The organism is Dyadobacter pollutisoli (assembly GCF_026625565.1).
GTDB classification, from domain to species: domain Bacteria; phylum Bacteroidota; class Bacteroidia; order Cytophagales; family Spirosomataceae; genus Dyadobacter; species Dyadobacter pollutisoli.
On record NZ_CP112998.1, the window covers coordinates 2502764 to 2520592 of the forward strand.

The window sequence follows — 17829 nt, forward strand, 5'->3', positions numbered from 1 at the left end:
TAATGAACAACTGACATTGAAAACCGTACGTCTAAAAATTACACAGCATTGCCATATTTTTCAGAAAGGAAATATTCTGGAAGTAGAAGATGTTGTTGTGCATGACGCGGCCAATGATGATATATCCGGCTATTCCGTTCCTGATATCGGGAATGGTTTGCCGGGTATATTGCCATTGAAATCGGTAAAAATCGTTGTTGATAATGATGATGCCTCTGAAAGTTATTTTGGAAAATGCCTGCTGACGAAGCTTTCAAACTTTTACGAGCAAGATTCAGAATCAACTGCGGCAACTCCAAACGCGGGTGATCTGCTTCCCCAGCATATACGCGTCATCCACTACCCTGACTGCCAGCAACTCATGTTCCATATGCCACGCTATGCGTATGACGCGGGTGCATACAGGCTGATCAACAATGTGACGGGCGAGTTGATTGAAAATGTGAGAGTACGGGATCATTTGAGCGGCGGCACTCAGGTATTGCTGAATACGCTACCTTACAAGCCGGGCTTCTACACGATCGAAGCGGTCTGGCCCGATGGCTGGACGCATCAGATACGGTTTATCAAGTTTATAGAAGGTTACCCTGAGGCATCTTACGAGAATCCGCCCCGTAATGTCGAGCTGGCTATTAAAAATCAGGAATGTCACTTAATGCCTGCTCCTATCGAGACCATTCAGGAAAAGAAAACGGTAAACCAGATCAAAAAGCCTAAGCCATACCCCAGTTACGTGCATCCGCCAGGTAATGTCACGGTCATTCAAAATGAAAAGGAGTACCGGACATTTGACTCAAACGGCGTTGAAATTGAAAACGGCATCGATATGAAAAGCTTTAAAAAAGATTTGGCATTGAAATTTGGCCCTGTGGCTGAGTACACACAAGACGGTCGCGGCGGAAAAATCTATTATGCGGAAAACGACCTTTCGATGGAGTTCTACTGGGAGTTTGGTGGTGGCAATGCAGTGGTAGTCATTGATATTCCGGAAGAAAAATACTGGGAAGCGCAGACAAAAACACCGCTTGCTGAACGATACGGTTTCCTAAGTCGAATGGCAGAAAGGGTCATTCAGGACAAAGCACCAGGCTGTCATTTTCAGATGTATTCCAATTCAATCAGCATTCTGCGCTGATGTAGATGAGGAAATGGGAAGAAGTTATGCTGATGCTGATGTGGGGTTCCAGAATATCCGGACTTTACTAGTATCGACCTTTTTTCTGGCTTTTGCGAGATCGTAACTTTCCTGTACAGAAAGCCAAAATTCAGGTGTGGTATTAGCAAATGCGGTAGCAAGCCGGATTGACATTTCGGGAGTCACACTTTGTTTACCGTTGATAATCGCGGATAAAGTTTTTCGGGTTACTCCAAGACCTTCCGCGACCTCACCTATCGTTAGTTTTTGCCCGGTTTCTTCTCTAATACCATCCAGTGTTTCTTTGATTAGTTCGCCAGGATGTGCAGTATCAAACAATGCCATATTTACAAATTTTAATGATAGTCTAAATAATCAACATCAAAAGCATTTCATTTTCAAAACGAAAAATGATACGATAGTTCCCGGAAACTTTGACTGCGAAAAAGCCTTTCAAATCTCCGGTAAGCTGATGAAAGTGGTAGCCAGGCTGGTTAAGCTCAACAGGATTTTTCGTCGCTTCTAGCCGGGTCAGTATCGTTTTTATCTTAGTGATGGTAAGTGCGGTAATTTAGAACGATCGCCTTTCGACGCATATAATTCCAAACCCTTGTGCCTGAAACTTTTGATCATAACACAATTGTAACGTGAAACGTGTCAAGTTACAACTGAAATAAGAAAAAATATTTTTAAATTCCTGTAACCTTTTGCAATTCCTCAGGTTATCACGTCAGAATCACCAAAAAAAGAGAAACCCTTTTGAACGCTCTCACAGATAATTCGCTAATGCTCCGGGTAAGAGACGGGGATCTGGATAAGATGGGGTTGCTCTTTGAGCGGTACAACCGGCCGTTGTTTGCATTCTTTTATCACATGACACATAAAGCGGATGCGAGCGAAGATTTGGTTCAGAATGTGTTTTACCGGATGCTTAAATACAAACATTCGTTTACCGGTGAAGGTGAATTCAGAACGTGGATGTACCATTTGGCCCGAAATGTGCTGAATGACTCGGTCAAGGAAAACCGTTCTTTTAACCATTATGATGTAAATGATGTGGCTGACAGACTGGGTGGCGGGACGCTGGCAGATGAAGGACTCGAAAAACAACAGGAAAAGGACTTTTTACACAAAGCAATGTCCAGCCTGAGTGAAGAGCACCGCGAAGTCCTGATTTTGAGCAGGTTCCAGGATATGAAGTACGACGAAATTGCAAAAGTGCTGAATATCAACGAGGGAACAGTGAAAGTACGTGTTCACCGTGCATTGGGGGAGTTGAAGAGAATGTTTTTTACCAGCGAAAAGAAAATAGGCAAATGAATTGCGAACATACAAAAGATCAGTTAACCAACTGGCTCAATAACCGGCTGAGCAATGCAGAGCGGATGGTGGTGGAAAAGCACCTGTCGCAATGTCCTGACTGCCAGGAGGAATTTGCTTCCGCCAAGGTTCTTTGGGACGGTCTTGCAAAAATAAAAGTACCGGAGCCGAACGAAAGTATGCGCGTCAATTTCTACGCCATGCTGGATGATTTCAAAACCGCTGAGAAAAAGAGCCAGCCATTCTCGCTCCAAGACATTATTGCAAAACTCAGAGAGTTTGTGTTGCCACAATGGACGGTACAGGTTGCTTTCAGCCTTTTACTTGTTGGCCTCGGCTGGGTGATCGGTAATAAAACAAGCCGCAGCAATGTGTCTGCAACTGCTTATCAGCAACAAATAGAAACGCTGGCTTCACAGGTAGAGGACATGAAAAGCACCATGATGTTGTCGCTGATCGAGAATCCTTCGGCCACGGAGAGGCTTCGGGCGGTGGGTTACACTACGGAAATCACGGATGCTGATGAACGCGTCATAGAGGCCCTTTTTACCACCCTTAACAATGATCCTAATGTGAATGTGCGGCTGGTAACACTCGAAGCACTTACACAATTTGCCGCGAAACCGACGGTGCGGGAGCAACTGGTCAAATCGCTGAGCGTACAGGATTCCCCGATGGTACAGGTAGCGCTGGCGGATGTCATGTTGAAATTGCAGGAAAAAAGCTCCGTTAAGGTACTCAAAACAATGCTTAAAAAGGATAATCTCGATGATTTGGTAAAAACAAAGATCGAGCAGACCATCAAGGATCTCTCTTAAACAACCATAATCCATTACTTAGCTATGAAATACTTTGCAATCCCCTTACTGGCGGGAGCAGTGCTTTGCTGTACCCAGGCGCCGGCCCAAAAACTCGAATTCAAGGAACATGTCACCAAGGAATTCAAGCTGACGCAAGGCGCAGGTTCCAACACGCTGGCCATTTACAACATCAACGGGTTCATTAAAGTGGAGGGTTATGCGGGAGATAAAGTGGTGTTGGAAATTGACAAAACAATCTCTGCCAAAACCAATGAGTATCTCGAAAAAGGCAAGGAGGAGTTCAAGCTGGAATTCGATCAGCAATCGGACAGCATCACTGCCTACATTGCCAACCCATACGATTCACGCCCGAACAGGGAAAGGCGGAACTGGGACGGCCCGAAGATCAACTACCATTTTGAGCTGAACTTCACCGTGAAAGTCCCTTATGCTCTCAATTTGCATATATCAACGGTAAATGGAGGCGACGTGAATGTCAATGATGTGACCGGTTCGCTTAGCGTACATAATGTAAATGGGGCCATTAAACTAGTTAATGCGAAAGGTGCGGCTAGGGCCAGCACGATCAACGGTAATGTGGAAGCGAACTATACCACGCTGCCCCCCGGCGAATCGAATTTTAAGACATTGAACGGAGATATCAAGATCAGCTACCCTTCTGCATTGTCGGTGGATTGCCAGTTTAAAACTTTTCACGGGAACTTCTATACGGATTTTCCCGACGTAGAGTCGCTGCCGGTGCGGGTTATCAAGAATTCCGAAAATCAAAGTGCCAAGACCGTTTACAAACTAAGTACCGAAACCTCTATCCGCATCGGAAAAGGTGGCCCGACCTACAAGTTTGAAACATTTAATGGAAATATTTATCTTAAAAAACAATCGTAGTAAAATGAAAACCAATCTAATTTCAACCCTCGCTCTGTCCATCGCGCTCACGTTCGCAAATGCGCCCCTCTGGGCCCAGGCCGACGCCAAGGAACAGCTGGTGATACCGCTGACGGACCCTGCCAAGCCGGGCTCTCTGCGAGTTAACCTCATCAACGGAACGATCCACGTGACAGGCTATACCGGAAACCAGGTGGTGATCGATGCCGTGGCAAAAGGAGGTGAAGGCGAAAGTAAAAAGAAGGACGAGCAAGCCGGTGGTATGAAGCGGATCGTCCCCCCGGGAGCGGGTCTCGACCTGACTGCCACCGAAGAAAATAATGCTGTTAAAATCAGTACCAAGTTCGTGAACAAAACCATCAACCTGAACATAAAAGTACCTCAGAAATTCACGTTGCGCGTCGGCACTATCAACAACGGGGACATCGTCATTGACAATGTAAATGGTGAGCTTGAAATTACCAATGTCAATGGAGATATCACCCTTTCGAATGTGTCGGGAAGCGTGGTTGCAAATACTGTTAACGGCTTACTGAAAGCCAACTTTCTGAGCATTGATTCCAAGTCACCGATGGCCTTCTCCACATTGAATGGTAACGTGGATGTGACCCTTCCGGCAGCCGCGAAGTTTGATGTAAAACTCAAATCCGACCGTGGAGAAATTTACAGCGACTTTGATGTGGACGTAGATAAAAGCCAGCCGCAGGCTACACGCTCAGGCAAGGACGGAATGTATAAAGTATCCATCGAAGACTGGGTGAAGGGCAAGGTCAACGGTGGCGGCGGGGAGATCATGATGAAGAACATGAATGGAAATATTTATGTGAGAAAGGCGAAATAAATCACGCTTCAGTTCCACGAAAATCTAAAAACCCACTGCTTGCCTTTCGGCGGCAGTGGGTTTTCTTTTGCATACAGGATTCCAGATTTTTTTCAGGTAGTTCTACACAATTGTCCCGCCCAGTTCTATGAGCATTTGTGAGAGCTCTTCCAGCTTTTTAGACTTCACTGCTGCCAGTATCTGCTCGGTGGTAGCCTCCGCTGTGGCAATTGATTCTGTTAAAATCTTCTTCCCGGAGTTGGCCAGTTTCACGTAAGAAACGCGGGCGTCCCGACTGTTCGCCTCTCTTTTTACCATACCCAATTTTTCCAGGGGTGTGAGCATTCTGGTGATACCGGAGGCCGTTAATCCAATCTTTTCGGCGAGATCGGTACGACGTAATTTTTCGTCAGGAGCCTCCGCGAGATGAAACAAAATCATGAATTCATTGAGGCTGATACCGTGGCTGCTCAGCCTGGAATCAAAACGTTTGGCCGTTAACGCCTGAATCATCGTAAGGTTCAAAAAGAGTTTCAGGAATGGAGATATGGTTGACATAAAATTGAATTGTGTTTGATTAATACTTGATATATACTTGACTAATCAAGTATTATGCAAATATATAATGATTTTAATTGATTGTTTTATAAATAGTTACCTATTTTCGATTGAATAAATTAAATGACTTATGATGAAGATGTTACATGCCTAACGGCATTTGAATTGGACGTAAACGATTGCATATTGCTATCGATGTTGCATGCCTGACGGCATTTGAATTGGACGAACACAATTGCATATTGCTATCGATGTTGCATGCCTGACGGCATTGAATTAAACGGATTTTCAACCGAGACGAAAATCGCGTAGCGATGTAACAATGCACCCAAACGATCGCACATTGTTGCAGATGTTACATGCCTAAAGGCGTTGAATTAATCGGAGTTTCAACTTTGACAAAAATCGCGTAGCGATGCAACCTTGGTAGGAAATGTGCGGGTGATATTTGGTTTTCAAATCCCGTGAGAGATGTAACAATCAATGCAAACGGTTGCACACTGTTACGGATGTTGCATGCCTGACGGCATTGAATTAAACGGATTTTCAACCGAGACGAAAATCGCGTAGCGATGTAACAATGCACCCAAACGATCGCACATTGTTGCAGATGTTACATGCCTAAAGGCGTTGAATTAATCAGAGTTTCAACTTTGACAAAAATCGCGTAGCGATGCAACCTTGGTAGGAAATGGAAATGTGAGGGTGATTTTTGATTTTGAAATCCCGTCAGGGATGTAACAATGCACCCCGTTACCCGGAGTGCGCACGGAGCAATTGGCGGTAGCTTTGCAACACGCCGGATTTGGAAATGAAGCCAACAAACTCGCCAGAAACCTTGACCACGGGCAAAGTCCACGCACCGGTTTCATCGAACTTTTTGACCACGCTCACCACGCTGTCAAAGTCGCTTATTACGACGGACGGTACCTTCATCAGCGTGCTTACTTTTAATAGATCGTACACCTCCGGATTGAACAAAAGCGGACGAATATCATCCATCGAAATCGTCCCTGCCAGCCGCTTGTGTTCATCCACAACAGCGATCATATTTCGCTTGCCGGTACGTACCAGTTCCGCCAGTTCCTCCCTGCTGGCGCCGGTGCGGATCGTCTGAATATCCTTGTCGATCAGATCCAGTATTTGAAGTAGCGAAAGCAGATTCCGGTCGTGTTCCCGTGTAAAGATCTTGCCCTCTCTGGCCAGCTTTTGCAGGTCCGGTGAAATGGGTGAAAACCATTTGGCCATTAAAAATGATATGACTGAAACGAGCATTAACGGAATGAATAAATCATACCCGGACGTGGATTCGGCAATCAGAAAAATCGCGGTGAGCGGCGCATACAAAACGCCGCTCATGACGCCGGCCATTCCTACTATCACAAGGTTGTTGACCGGCACATCGGTGACACCGGCCTGCACGCAGAGCAGCGCAAACGCATACCCGAGCGAACCGCCTGCAAAAAGAGACGGTGCGAAATTTCCGCCGTTGCCACCACTAAAAATGGTGATGGAAGCCGAGAATGCTTTGAGCAAACAGATCACTATTACAAACACCAATACCACCCATTCGCGGTAGCCAATAAAGCCGAAAAAGCTATTTTCAATGACACTATGAATTTGTCCGTTTGTAATGGCTTTGATCGTGTCGTAACCTTCACCAAATAGCGGTGGGTACAACACGCAGAGCACCGACAGGATCGCTCCGCCCAGCATTGCCTTCTGTATCCGTGTGACCTTGATATGATGAAAAAGCTGATCTACATACTTTGCGATCAGCACAAAATACCGGGCGTATAAGCCGCACAGAATACCCAGCACCAGATAGTAATGAATGTTGTGATAGTCGAAAGGATTTCGGGTTTTGAACTGAAAAAGAACTGCTTCTTTTAGCAACACTTTTGAAATAAGACTCCCGCAAACCGCCGATACGACAAGCGGGATAAAGTCAGAGAAAACGACTCCGGTCAATAAAATTTCAAATGCGAACATCATTCCGGCAATAGGCGCATTGAATGCAGACGCTATTCCGGCTGTGGCACCTGCGGCCAAAAGCAATGTACGCTCACGATAATCGAGCTTGTAAGTTTGAGCGAAATTAGACCCGATAGCCGCCCCAGTTACTGCAATGGGGCTTTCCAGCCCTGCGGACCCTCCCAGCCCCACAGTGATGGCACTCTGGACAATCTGCGAGTACATTTTAACGGATGATACCACACTGGAATTCTGTGCGATTTCATACAAAATGACCGGGATGCCTTTTTTATCCTGGCCTTTGAAGATGAAAATAACAACTAATGTGGTAATCAAAATGCCCAAAAAAGGGAACAGAACGTAGAATAGTATCTGCTCTTCAAAATGTACTTTGTAAGTAATAACGTAGTGAATGTAGTGCACCAGAGATTTCAGCAGCACCCCCGCCATACCGCAGGTCGTACCCACAAGGATACCTGAGAGAATCAGAAACTGGGATCTCGTGAGGATGTTTTTGAGCCAAAACAAAACGATTTCGTAGCTCCTGGCCTTGTTGAGGCTATATCTCGTGAAGTTCCTCCTGAATTTTAAAAAACTGTAAAATTTCTTGACACTGCTTTTATTCACAATCAGTCATTTTGAACCGGCCGGCAAACCTGTTGAACATTTCGGAAAGCTGCTAATCGCTTTCATCGTAAAAATCGTATGCATTAACAATAGCAAATAATGTTCCCGTTTACAAACATACAAAACGATGGTCACTACCCTCAAAATTACCTTTACTATCATTCTGATCTGGATGTGCTATGTGGTTGTCACGACCAGTCTTACAAGTAGCCTGTTTAAAGAATGGGATTTCCTCGGTTCCATACCCTGGATGCGGGCTACACTGTGGGATTTTTATGCCAATGTCTTCGTCATTTATTTATGGATCTGGTACAAAGAACCGAGTATCCTTCTTAAAATCGTGTGGCTTATCGCCATGGTTTGTCTCGGAAGTATAGCCAGCTGCGTTTACATTCTGATTGAGCTTTTTAAGCTGAAACCAGGAGAAGGAATTCAGGATTTACTGATCAAACAGCATGATTAACAACATGATGACGCCAGTCATAGCAAGCCTCTTTACCTGCTGCCTCATCATGGCAATCGTGTGGATATGGGCATACAGAATCAAAAACGGCGGTGTGGTAGATATATTCTGGTCTTACAATTTTCCAGTCATCGCGGTCATACTCCTGATCTTCGCCGATGGATTTTCTCCAAGAATATGGCTCCTGAGCGGCATGGTGATTATCTGGGGGCTCAGACTAGGAACGCACTTGGCTAGACGGGTGCTCGGCCACATTCATGAAGAAGAAGGGCGATATGCGCAGCTCCGTAAAGACTGGGCTCCTCATGCAGAGCGGAAATTATTCTGGTTTTTCCAGGCCCAGGCCGTTTCAAATGTATTGCTGGCGATCCCGTTTTTTATCATTACCACCAATGCAGTCACTGAAATTTCCGTGTTGGAATACATTGGTACAGTAATATGGCTCATAGCTTTGACGGGCGAAGCGATAGCGGACTGGCAACTGAACCGGTTTAAAAAAGATTCTGCGAACAAAGGAAAAGTCTGTGATCAGGGCCTGTGGAATTATTCGCGGCATCCCAATTACTTTTTCGAATGGTTGATTGGGTAGCGTATTTTGTTTTCGCGCTCGCATCGCCATACGGTTTCATTGCAGTTCTTAGCCCTGCCATCATTCTGTATCTGCTACTGAATGTCACGGGCATACCCGCCACGGAGGAGCAATCCGTGCGTTCAAAAGGTGAACTATATAAAAAATATCAGCGTAGCACGAGCGCTTTTGTACCCTGGTTCAAAAAGTAAATGCATCCAAACAGCCCCGTTCCGTCGTAGGTTGACTAGAATTCATTTTTACCTCCTCCAATTTTCCTTTCTATGTGGATCGATAGTATTTTAGAAAAAGACCAGATTCCCGATTTCGTCATACGCACACGCATCAGGCAACTTTTGAAGCAGCGGCTTGAAGATGAGAACAAGGGCGGTGTAGAACAGCAGCAGGCACATTTAATGGATTTTATCCAAAAGCTCAAAGACTCGCCGATCGCAGTAAACACGACCGATGCCAATGAGCAGCATTACGAGGTACCTACCGAATTTTACCAGTATTGCCTGGGCAAAAACCTGAAATATTCCAGCGGATACTGGAAGCCTGGCGTCACCGACATCGATACCTCCGAGACTGATATGTTGGAAATTACCTGCGAAAGGGCTGATTTACAAAACGGAATGAATGTCCTGGAACTGGGCTGCGGCTGGGGATCATTGTCCCTGTTCATGGCTTCCAAATATCCGGGCAGCACCTTTACCGTGGTATCAAACTCCCGCACACAAAAGCTGCATATCGATGAGCAGGCTGTTCAGCGGGGTATTAAAAATCTGACCGTATTGACTGCTGACATGAACAATTTCCATGTAAACCAGCAGTTTGACCGGGTTGTTTCGGTGGAAATGTTTGAGCATATGCGGAATTATGAGTTGCTTATGAAAAAAGTGGCATCATTTCTGGTACCCGACGGGAAGTTGTTCATTCACATCTTTACCCATAAAGAATACGCCTATCTGTTTGAAGTAGTGGACGAAACCGACTGGATGAGCAAGTACTTCTTCACAGGCGGCGTGATGCCGAGCGACGATCTGATGTTTTACTTTAATGACGATCTGGTGGTTGAAAAGCACTGGCACGTAAGCGGGGCACATTATGGCAAGACTTCCGAAGCGTGGCTAATGAATATGGACAACCACAAAACGGAAATTATTCCATTGTTTGAGCAAACCTATGGTAAAGCCAATGCGTTGAAATGGTGGGTTTACTGGCGAATCTTTTTTATGTCGTGTGCGGAGCTTTGGAACTACAATAGCGGCAATGAATGGATTGTGAGTCATTATCTCTTTCACAAAACGCAAAACAATGCTTAGGCTCATCCTCCCGGTTGCCCTCTTTCTGATTTCGCTACTGACGATTTTCCCGGCTCCGGCCTACCCGCTGTGGCTACTGGCGATTATTGTCGATGAATTTCCGTGGATACCGATATTGGTCACATTCATTTGTCTGCTGACTCTAAAAAACGTCCAGTACCCTTTGGTGTCCAATCTCCTGCTGTTGGGCGCGTTGCTACTGTTCATTTCTCCAATAATACGGGCAAAAATGATTGCGAATGACCTGGCTAAAAACGTCTCGGCCAATTTCGGGCAAGCCGACCATTGGTTACGGGCCAGTACACAGTCATTTTCAATAGCTAAAATATTTAACAGTGTAAGAAACATCGATTACATTACATTACCCTATAAATACAACAAAATGACTCCGCTTTCAATGGCCTTCTACCCGTCGGCTCTCGGTGGCAAAAGACCTTGTGTAATAGTGGTTCACGGCGGATCCTGGAAGAGCGGGGACAATACCCAGCTGCCTGAATTGAACAGTATTTTGTCCAGGGAAGGCTACCATGTGGCAGCGATCAATTACCGGCTCGCCCCCGACAGCCAGAGTCCGGCACCAGTCCAGGATGTGAAGGACGCGATCGCCTTTTTGAAAAATAATGCAGAAAAATGGCACATTGATACAAACCGTTTCGTCCTGCTGGGCCGGTCGGCGGGTGCACAAATTGCGTTACTGGCCGCATACACATTGAATGAGCCGTGCATTAAAGGTGTGATTGACTTCTATGGCCCGGCAGATATGGTATGGGGATATTCGATCCCTTCCAACCCGCTGATCATGGACTCACGGAAAGTGATGGAGGACTACCTGGGAAGCTCGTACGATGCTAGTCCGAAAAATTACGAAAACAGCTCTCCTATCCTTTTTGCTTCTGAAAAATCGCCACCAACGCTGCTCATTCACGGTGAAAACGATGTCCTGGTCGCATATGAACACAGCCGGAGGCTTAATTTAAAATTACAAGAGAAAGGCGTCCCGCATTACCTGCTCACGCTTCCCTGGGCGACACACGGTTTTGATTACAACATCAATGGCCCTGGCGGCCAGCTTTCCACTTATGCGGTTTCCTATTTTTTAAATTCAGTAACCAGATAACATGCTTAAAACAGCCATCATTGGAACCGGAATTGCCGGAATGGGATGCGGACATTTCTTGAATGATCTGGACGATCTGACGTACTATGAGCAAAATGACTACGTTGGCGGCCATACCAACACCGTTACAGTTGACGAGGAAGGCAGCCCGGTACACATTGACACCGGTTTTATGGTCTTCAATTTCCAGACTTACCCTAACCTCTGCAAGCTGTTTGAAAAGATCAAAGCCCCGATCCAAAAAACCGATATGTCTTTCAGCGTACAGCATAAGCCGAGCGGGCTGGAATACAGCGGCAGTAGCCTGAACCATTTGTTTGCGCAGAGAAAAAACCTGTTCAATGTCAGCTATATCAAAATGCTGGCCCAGATTTCCCGCTTCAATAAAGAAAGTGTAAAAATCCTGGACGATCCCAAATATGCCCATTACTCCGTTGGAAGGTACATTACCGAATTTGGATACAGTTCCGATATGCTCTGGAAATACCTCGTGCCGATGAGCTCGGCGGTATGGTCAACGCCTATGAAAGAAATGCTTGACTTTCCGGCTGTAACATTGATTCGTTTCTTCAAAAACCACGGTTTCCTCGGTCTGGATACCCAGCATCAGTGGTACACATTGAACAAAGGAAGCCAATCTTATCGCGAAATACTGATCGAGCCGTTTCGAAGCAAAATCCATGTTAACCGCAAAGCTATACAGGTGACCCGCGAAAATGGTAAAGTCGTGATTCAGGCTTCTGATGGCAGCCGCGAGACTTTTGACAGGGTCATCATCGCCAGTCACGGCGATCAGGCGCTGGCCATGTTAGCAGAGCCTACTCCCGTGGAACAGCGGCTCCTATCGAACTTTAAATACCAATATAATAAGGCCGTGCTGCACACCGATGAAGGTACCATGCCCAAAACCAAGCTGGCGTGGAGTAGCTGGAACTATCGGATCAAGGAAGAAGATGGCGAACAAAAGCCGAGCACAGTTTACTGGATGAACCGCCTGCAGGACGTTTCCAAACGGAAGAATTATTTCGTCTCTATTAACCCCCACGAAGACCTTGATCCCAGTAAAATCCTAAAAGAAATTGACTACGACCACCCTTTGTTCGATGTTCCTGCAATAAAAGCGCAGGAGGAACTCGATATGTTGAATACAGGCGGACCAGTCTATTTCTGTGGGAGTTATTTCAAATATGGCTTTCATGAAGATGCATTTGCCAGTGCTGTAAAACTCTGCTCCCATTTATTGGGGCAAAATGTTCTTTGAGACAAAAATCCAAAGAAAACTTTCGGGCGTATATGATAGCATGAAAGGTTCGCAATTTAATTCATGCTTATACAAAGCTGCGGTAATGCACAAGAGGCTCAGTCCGAAAGAACATTACTTCACGTACAATGTATTCATGTTTTATCTGGACCTTGATGAGCTGGATATCCTTAACAAGAGGTTGTGGTTCATGAGCCGTAACAGGTTCAATCTCTTCAACTTTCGGGACCGGGACCATTTACAGCTTCCTCGCGAAAATCCTGATCGGAACAAAAATATCAGGCAGCATCTGGCGGACTATTTAAGCGCAAACGGCATCACCATTGGAACAGGAAGGATCATGGTACTGACCAACCTCTGCACGCTGGGCTATCAGTTCAACCCGGTTTCGTTTTACTATTGTTATGATGAAAACGAAAATCCGGTTTGTTCGGTCGTGGAGGTCTGTAACACGTTCCGGGAGATGAAGCCTTATTTTCTGGATATGAAAACGTACAGCAATGACCGTTTTGAGCTTCATACTGCCAAGGAATTTTATGTATCGCCATTTATGGAACTCGACACACACTTTCATTTTAAACTCAATATTCCACAGGGCAACCTCAGGATCAAGATCAATGATTACGATCCTGAGGGGAAACTGATCTTTGTAAGCTCTCTCACAGGAAAACGTAAGCCGCTGAATGATAGCAATATGCTGCTATTTTTCTTCTCGTTTCCTCTGATCACCATCAAAATCATCACCATGATCCACTGGCAGGCATTCCTGCTGTGGGCACGAAAAATAAAGTTTATCAGGAAAGCGGATAATCTGATCTTACAGAAAGAGGTTTTCAGACCTTATGAATCTTAATCGAACGAACTATGCTAGTAAAAACCCGCCCATTGAAGAAAGAAACGCCAGCTATGCCCAAGCCAGGCTTTTATCAGCAGATGGTTTATAAGCAACTGAGTAAAATGACATTGGGCACACTGCAAATGATCTTGCCCGGAGGCCATAACATCTCATTTGGCAACGGTGAAGGCGCATTGCAGGCAATGATCCGGGTCAATGATACCGATCTGTTCAGAAAAATAGTGCTGTATGGCGACATCGGATTCGGAGAGGCATATGTAGACGGACTTTGGGATACCGATAACATTACCGATGTGATAGCCTGGGTACTTCTGAATGTAGAAAATGCGCCGGGTGTCTCGGGAAGCAGCTCACAAACGTTCTCATTGAATGTGCTGCGGGCTTTTAATAAATTATTACAAAACAAAAGGGCGAACACACTATCCGGATCGCGCAAGAACATTTCGGAGCATTACGACCTCAACAATGATTTCTTTGCTACGTTCCTGGACGAAACGATGACCTATTCCAGTGCGATTTTTAATCGGGACGATATTAGTCTCGAAGAAGCGCAGGTTGAAAAATATGACCGCCTGTGCCGGAAACTGAATCTCAAACATACGGACCATGTGCTGGAAATTGGCAGTGGCTGGGGCGGGAATGCGATCCATATGGCTCAAAACTACGGCTGCAAAGTTACCTCGCTGACATTATCGGTGGAACAGCAAAAATTTGCGACCCAACGTATAACCGAAGCCGGTTTGTCGGAACGGGTAAAAGTACTGGTGAAAGATTACCGGGAAGTGCAAGGGAAATTTGACAAGATCGTATCGATCGAAATGCTGGAAGCGGTGGGCCATCAGTACCTGAAATCGTATTTCAGGAGATGCAATGACCTGCTAAAAAAAGACGGTATCCTTGCCATTCAGGTGATCATTTGTCCCGACTCCCGCTACCACAGCCTGCGTAATGGTGTCGACTGGATTCAGAAACACATTTTTCCCGGCTCACTTCTGCCCTCTATTGGCATTATAAATCAGGCGGTTAATTGCACGGGTGACCTGACGATGATCGACATGAAAGAGATCGGGTTACATTATGCGCAAACGCTGAAACTATGGCTGGACCGGTTCAATGAAAACCTGGATCAGGTAAAAAACCTGGGTTTTGACCATGAATTTATCCGCAAATGGACCTACTACCTGTGTTATTGCGAAGCCGCATTCAGGATGCGGAATATCAGCGTGATTCAAATGGTTTACAGCAGGCCAAATAACATTGGGATATAAATAAAAGGCCCGCAGAAAGTTCTACGGGCCTTTTTACTGAATGTTTATTGATGCTAGTTAGCTCTGGCTAGTTGCACTTCCAGTCTGATATCCACATTACGGTCATTTCCGTTATAGCGCGATCCATATCCGCTGCCGATTCCAACGCCCATTCCCCCTCCCATTCCAATACCGCCGCCGAGACCAATACCTATGCGCGGGCTGAAACCTGACTGAGAAGACTGGCCATCCACCTTGATATTGACGCCCAGCATCGAGCCTTCTTTGGTATTAACAGCCATGAGACTGAACGGAATAGCGATTTGTTCCGTCAGTTCGCCGTTTCTGTCCATTGCAATGTGAGATTTGATGCTTCCGTCCGGAATCGCCAGGTTGATAGAATGCTGGCCTTCCTTATCCTTCCAAAGTGCTTCTTTGTTGTAAGAATCGAGCAACAAATCCAGTCCGAGACTATTGGGCAGGTCTGTGTCGATTCTTTTAAGTGCTCTCCTGTCCTCCTTCATTACTACCGGAAAAAGCAGATAGTATCCTTCCTTTTTCTGTCCTTCCGGGCTAAATGAGATTTTCAGGCCACTTGCCAGAATGTTCTGAATGGTAGTAGGGTCTTTTGTTTTCAGCGTGATGTACACATACTGATCGTCGTTGATGATACCATATTTTAATCTTGACTTCTGATCCTGCTGATCGGGTTTGACTTCGTCTACGTAAGAGAATGGCGCATTCCATTTGGACTCATAAGTCATTGTTTTAGAGGAACTGCATCCAGCGAGGGCAACGAACAGAAGTAAACTCCAACTGTTTCTAATATTTTTCATTTGGTCGGTTAATTACAATTACTTTTTATAACGTATTCATGTAATTAATCATTACGACAATAGGAAATAATTCGTTGCATCATATGTTTGCTGCGCCTCTCGACAGCAGAAAATCGATCTTGGTATGGAGCTTTTCCGGCTCAAAAGGTTTGGATAATGTATCATTCATCCCGGCCTGGATCGCCTGGTCGATTTCCTCCGGCAGTACTGTGGCCGACAATGAAAGGATCGGTGTTTTAATGTGCAATTGATTGCGTGCATACCGGGCGGTTTCGAACCCATCCATTTCCGGCATCCGGGTATCGAGAATGATCAGGTCGTAACTTTGCTCCTTCATGGCATCCACAGCCTCACGGCCATTCATAACCATAGTAGCATCCAATAACCAGGTTTTCAAATATTTACGAAGCAATAGCGCATTGATAGGATTGTCCTCGGCCACCAATACCTTTTTACCCTCAAATGGCGGAAGGTCCTGAAACGAAACAGGAGGCTTCGCGTCCCCTACTCTTTCGTTGGCATCCTGCACTACCAGCGTAAAGAAAAACTGGCTGCCTTCGTTAAGCTTGCTGTTCACTTCCAGTTCGCTGGCCATCAGGCGCACGAGTTTCTGGGAAATGGTAAGCCCAAGACCCGTACCACCGTACTGATGCGAAGTATTTTCCGACGCCTGCCCATACTCTGAAAAGATGTTGGAAAGATGCTCTTCTGACATTCCTATGCCGGTATCTTCTACGCTGAATTTAATCTTGTGCCCCGCGCTCACTTCCGACAGACGCTCTATTTTCAGAAACACATTCCCGGCTTGGGTAAATTTCAATGCATTTCCCACGAGGTTTAACAGAATCTGATTAATACGCATACCGTCCGCTTTCACGGATTCAGGCACAGAATCGGCAACAACAAGTTGCAGGTTCAGCTTCTTTTCCTCCGCCTTGAACTTCATCAGGTCGATAATTCCTTTACCCAAAAGCCGGAGGTCAGTAGACGTTGGAATGATTGAGAACTTGCCTTCATCTATTTTCGAGATGTCGAGTATGTCATTCAATATGTTCAGCAAAGAACCCGACGATTGCCTGAGCATACTGATCAGGTCTTTCTGCGATTCATCGAGTTCAGTAGCTGCCAGGATATTGCCCAAGCCGATAATGCCATTCAACGGAGTTCGGATTTCATGGCTCATATTCGCCAGAAACGCTTCCTTTACCTTCCTGGCTTTTTCGGCCTGGCTCTGCGCGTATATCAATGCCTTTTCATGTGCTTTTCGTTTTTCAACATCATGCAAATTCACAAACAGCAGCCTGTTTTTATACATGATCCTCAATTCGAGCCAAACCGGCTGTCGCAGCCTGCCATAAAACTGGTCCTCCACCACGATGGTATCACCGCCCATATAGCTCCTTTTGACCAATACTTCCCGCAGGCTGGAATTAACAGGGTCGACCAGCAAATCAAGAATGGTTACGCCCAGCAAGCTGGAAGGTGCAAGGCCCAGGATCGTTTCAACAGACGGATTAATGGAAATAACATTGCCCGTCTCTGGTTCAACCGTAGCAATTATATCGGGCGAATTCAGAATAATGGTCGCGTAGTTTTCTAACAACTTATTTTTGTCCCGGATCTCTTTCTGGCTCCTCGCAAGCCGGATCAGCGAGTCAACTTTGGCATTGGTAATGTAGGGATCAAGCGGCTTATAGAGGTAGTCGATCGCGCCAGTTTTCAGGCCCTTTACTGCATAGGTCGTCTCCTTTGATATAGCTGTAACAAAAACAATGAGTATTTCTTTGGTTTTGGGATTCGATAGAAGTGTTTCAGCAAATTCAAATCCGTCCATTCCCGGCATCTGAACGTCTACCAAAGCCACTGCAATGTCATTCTCCCACACAATCCTCAGCGCTTCGTTGGGCGATGTGGTTGCATAAATCTCTATGTCTCCTCTGTTCAGGATTGCTTTCAGGGAGATTAGATTTTCCTCCCGGTCATCCAGCAAAAGAATTTTGGTATTTTCCATGTTTA

The 17829-nt window shown here is 45.6% G+C and carries 17 protein-coding genes and 1 pseudogene; 12 read left to right on the forward strand and 6 right to left on the reverse strand.

From position 1 onward, the window contains the following. The first annotated feature begins 16 nt into the window (after nt 1–16). Nucleotides 17–1135: a hypothetical protein gene (locus tag ON006_RS10270; RefSeq protein ID WP_244819691.1), complete on the forward strand. Its 1119-nt coding sequence runs from the start codon at nt 17–19 to the stop codon at nt 1133–1135. A gap of 24 nt (nt 1136–1159) precedes the next feature. Here the strand turns inward: ON006_RS10270 and ON006_RS10275 are convergent, their stop codons facing one another. Both ON006_RS10275 and ON006_RS10280 read right to left on the reverse strand, forming a co-directional pair. Beyond that, nucleotides 1160–1480 (reverse strand): HigA family addiction module antitoxin, encoded by a 321-nt coding sequence (locus tag ON006_RS10275; protein ID WP_244819692.1) that lies wholly within the window; start codon nt 1478–1480, stop codon nt 1160–1162. Nucleotides 1481–1502: 22 nt separating this feature from the next. After that, nucleotides 1503–1706 (reverse strand): type II toxin-antitoxin system RelE/ParE family toxin, encoded by a 204-nt coding sequence (locus ON006_RS10280; RefSeq protein WP_310590195.1) that lies wholly within the window; start codon nt 1704–1706, stop codon nt 1503–1505. A gap of 215 nt (nt 1707–1921) precedes the next feature. On the opposite strand from ON006_RS10280, the gene ON006_RS10285 reads away from it, so the two are divergent. From ON006_RS10285 to ON006_RS10300, 4 genes are read left to right on the forward strand one after another with little or no spacing between them, the layout of a single operon-like run. Next, a complete protein-coding gene (locus ON006_RS10285; protein ID WP_244820520.1) occupies nt 1922–2455 on the forward strand; it encodes an RNA polymerase sigma factor in 534 nt (177 codons plus the stop codon). After that, nucleotides 2452–3273 (forward strand): zf-HC2 domain-containing protein, encoded by an 822-nt coding sequence (locus ON006_RS10290; protein WP_244819693.1) that lies wholly within the window; start codon nt 2452–2454, stop codon nt 3271–3273. Before ON006_RS10285 ends, ON006_RS10290 begins: the two co-directional genes overlap by 4 nt. A 24-nt stretch (nt 3274–3297) precedes the next feature. Continuing rightward, nucleotides 3298–4161, forward strand: coding sequence for a DUF4097 family beta strand repeat-containing protein (locus tag ON006_RS10295; protein WP_244819694.1), 864 nt, complete (start codon nt 3298–3300; stop codon nt 4159–4161). Between the two features lie 4 nt (nt 4162–4165). After that, nucleotides 4166–5002 carry a DUF4097 family beta strand repeat-containing protein gene (locus tag ON006_RS10300; protein WP_244819695.1) on the forward strand — a complete coding sequence of 279 codons (837 nt, stop codon included), beginning with the start codon at nt 4166–4168 and terminating at the stop codon, nt 5000–5002. Between the two features lie 102 nt (nt 5003–5104). Here ON006_RS10300 and ON006_RS10305 read toward each other — a convergent pair whose 3' ends face one another. Together ON006_RS10305 and ON006_RS10310 are read right to left on the reverse strand one after the other, a co-directional pair. Next, nucleotides 5105–5539 (reverse strand): MarR family winged helix-turn-helix transcriptional regulator, encoded by a 435-nt coding sequence (locus ON006_RS10305; RefSeq protein ID WP_244819696.1) that lies wholly within the window; start codon nt 5537–5539, stop codon nt 5105–5107. A 753-nt stretch (nt 5540–6292) separates the two neighbouring features. Then, on the reverse strand, nt 6293–8140 hold the full coding sequence (locus ON006_RS10310) for a chloride channel protein (protein WP_244819697.1): 1848 nt from the start codon (nt 8138–8140) through the stop codon (nt 6293–6295). A 127-nt stretch (nt 8141–8267) separates the two neighbouring features. Between ON006_RS10310 and ON006_RS10315 the strand changes: the two genes are divergently transcribed. The 7 genes and pseudogenes from ON006_RS10315 to ON006_RS10345 all read left to right on the forward strand — a co-directional run bounded on the left by ON006_RS10315 (nt 8268) and on the right by ON006_RS10345 (nt 14998). Then, nucleotides 8268–8603 carry a DUF1475 family protein gene (locus ON006_RS10315; protein ID WP_244819698.1) on the forward strand — a complete coding sequence of 112 codons (336 nt, stop codon included), beginning with the start codon at nt 8268–8270 and terminating at the stop codon, nt 8601–8603. A gap of 49 nt (nt 8604–8652) precedes the next feature. Then, nucleotides 8653–9383: pseudogene (locus ON006_RS10320) on the forward strand (DUF1295 domain-containing protein). A gap of 72 nt (nt 9384–9455) precedes the next feature. Beyond that, entirely contained in the window at nt 9456–10496 is a 1041-nt protein-coding gene (locus tag ON006_RS10325; RefSeq protein WP_244819699.1) for an SAM-dependent methyltransferase, read from the forward strand. Beyond that, complete coding sequence (locus ON006_RS10330) at nt 10489–11613, forward strand: alpha/beta hydrolase (RefSeq protein ID WP_244819700.1); 1125 nt, start codon at nt 10489–10491, stop codon at nt 11611–11613. Before ON006_RS10325 ends, ON006_RS10330 begins: the two co-directional genes overlap by 8 nt. 1 nt (nt 11614) lies before the next feature. Then, nucleotides 11615–12874, forward strand: a complete 1260-nt coding sequence (locus tag ON006_RS10335) for an NAD(P)/FAD-dependent oxidoreductase (protein WP_244819701.1) — start codon at nt 11615–11617, stop codon at nt 12872–12874. 40 nt (nt 12875–12914) lie between these two features. Continuing rightward, a complete protein-coding gene (locus tag ON006_RS10340) occupies nt 12915–13727 on the forward strand; it encodes a DUF1365 domain-containing protein (protein WP_255772878.1) in 813 nt (270 codons plus the stop codon). A gap of 11 nt (nt 13728–13738) precedes the next feature. Further along, complete coding sequence (locus ON006_RS10345) at nt 13739–14998, forward strand: SAM-dependent methyltransferase (protein WP_244819703.1); 1260 nt, start codon at nt 13739–13741, stop codon at nt 14996–14998. Between the two features lie 53 nt (nt 14999–15051). Here ON006_RS10345 and ON006_RS10350 read toward each other — a convergent pair whose 3' ends face one another. Together ON006_RS10350 and ON006_RS10355 are read right to left on the reverse strand one after the other, a co-directional pair. Then, nucleotides 15052–15813: a hypothetical protein gene (locus tag ON006_RS10350; RefSeq protein WP_244819704.1), complete on the reverse strand. Its 762-nt coding sequence runs from the start codon at nt 15811–15813 to the stop codon at nt 15052–15054. 79 nt (nt 15814–15892) lie between these two features. Next, complete coding sequence (locus tag ON006_RS10355; RefSeq protein WP_244819705.1) at nt 15893–17824, reverse strand: response regulator; 1932 nt, start codon at nt 17822–17824, stop codon at nt 15893–15895. Nucleotides 17825–17829: the final 5 nt, after the last annotated feature.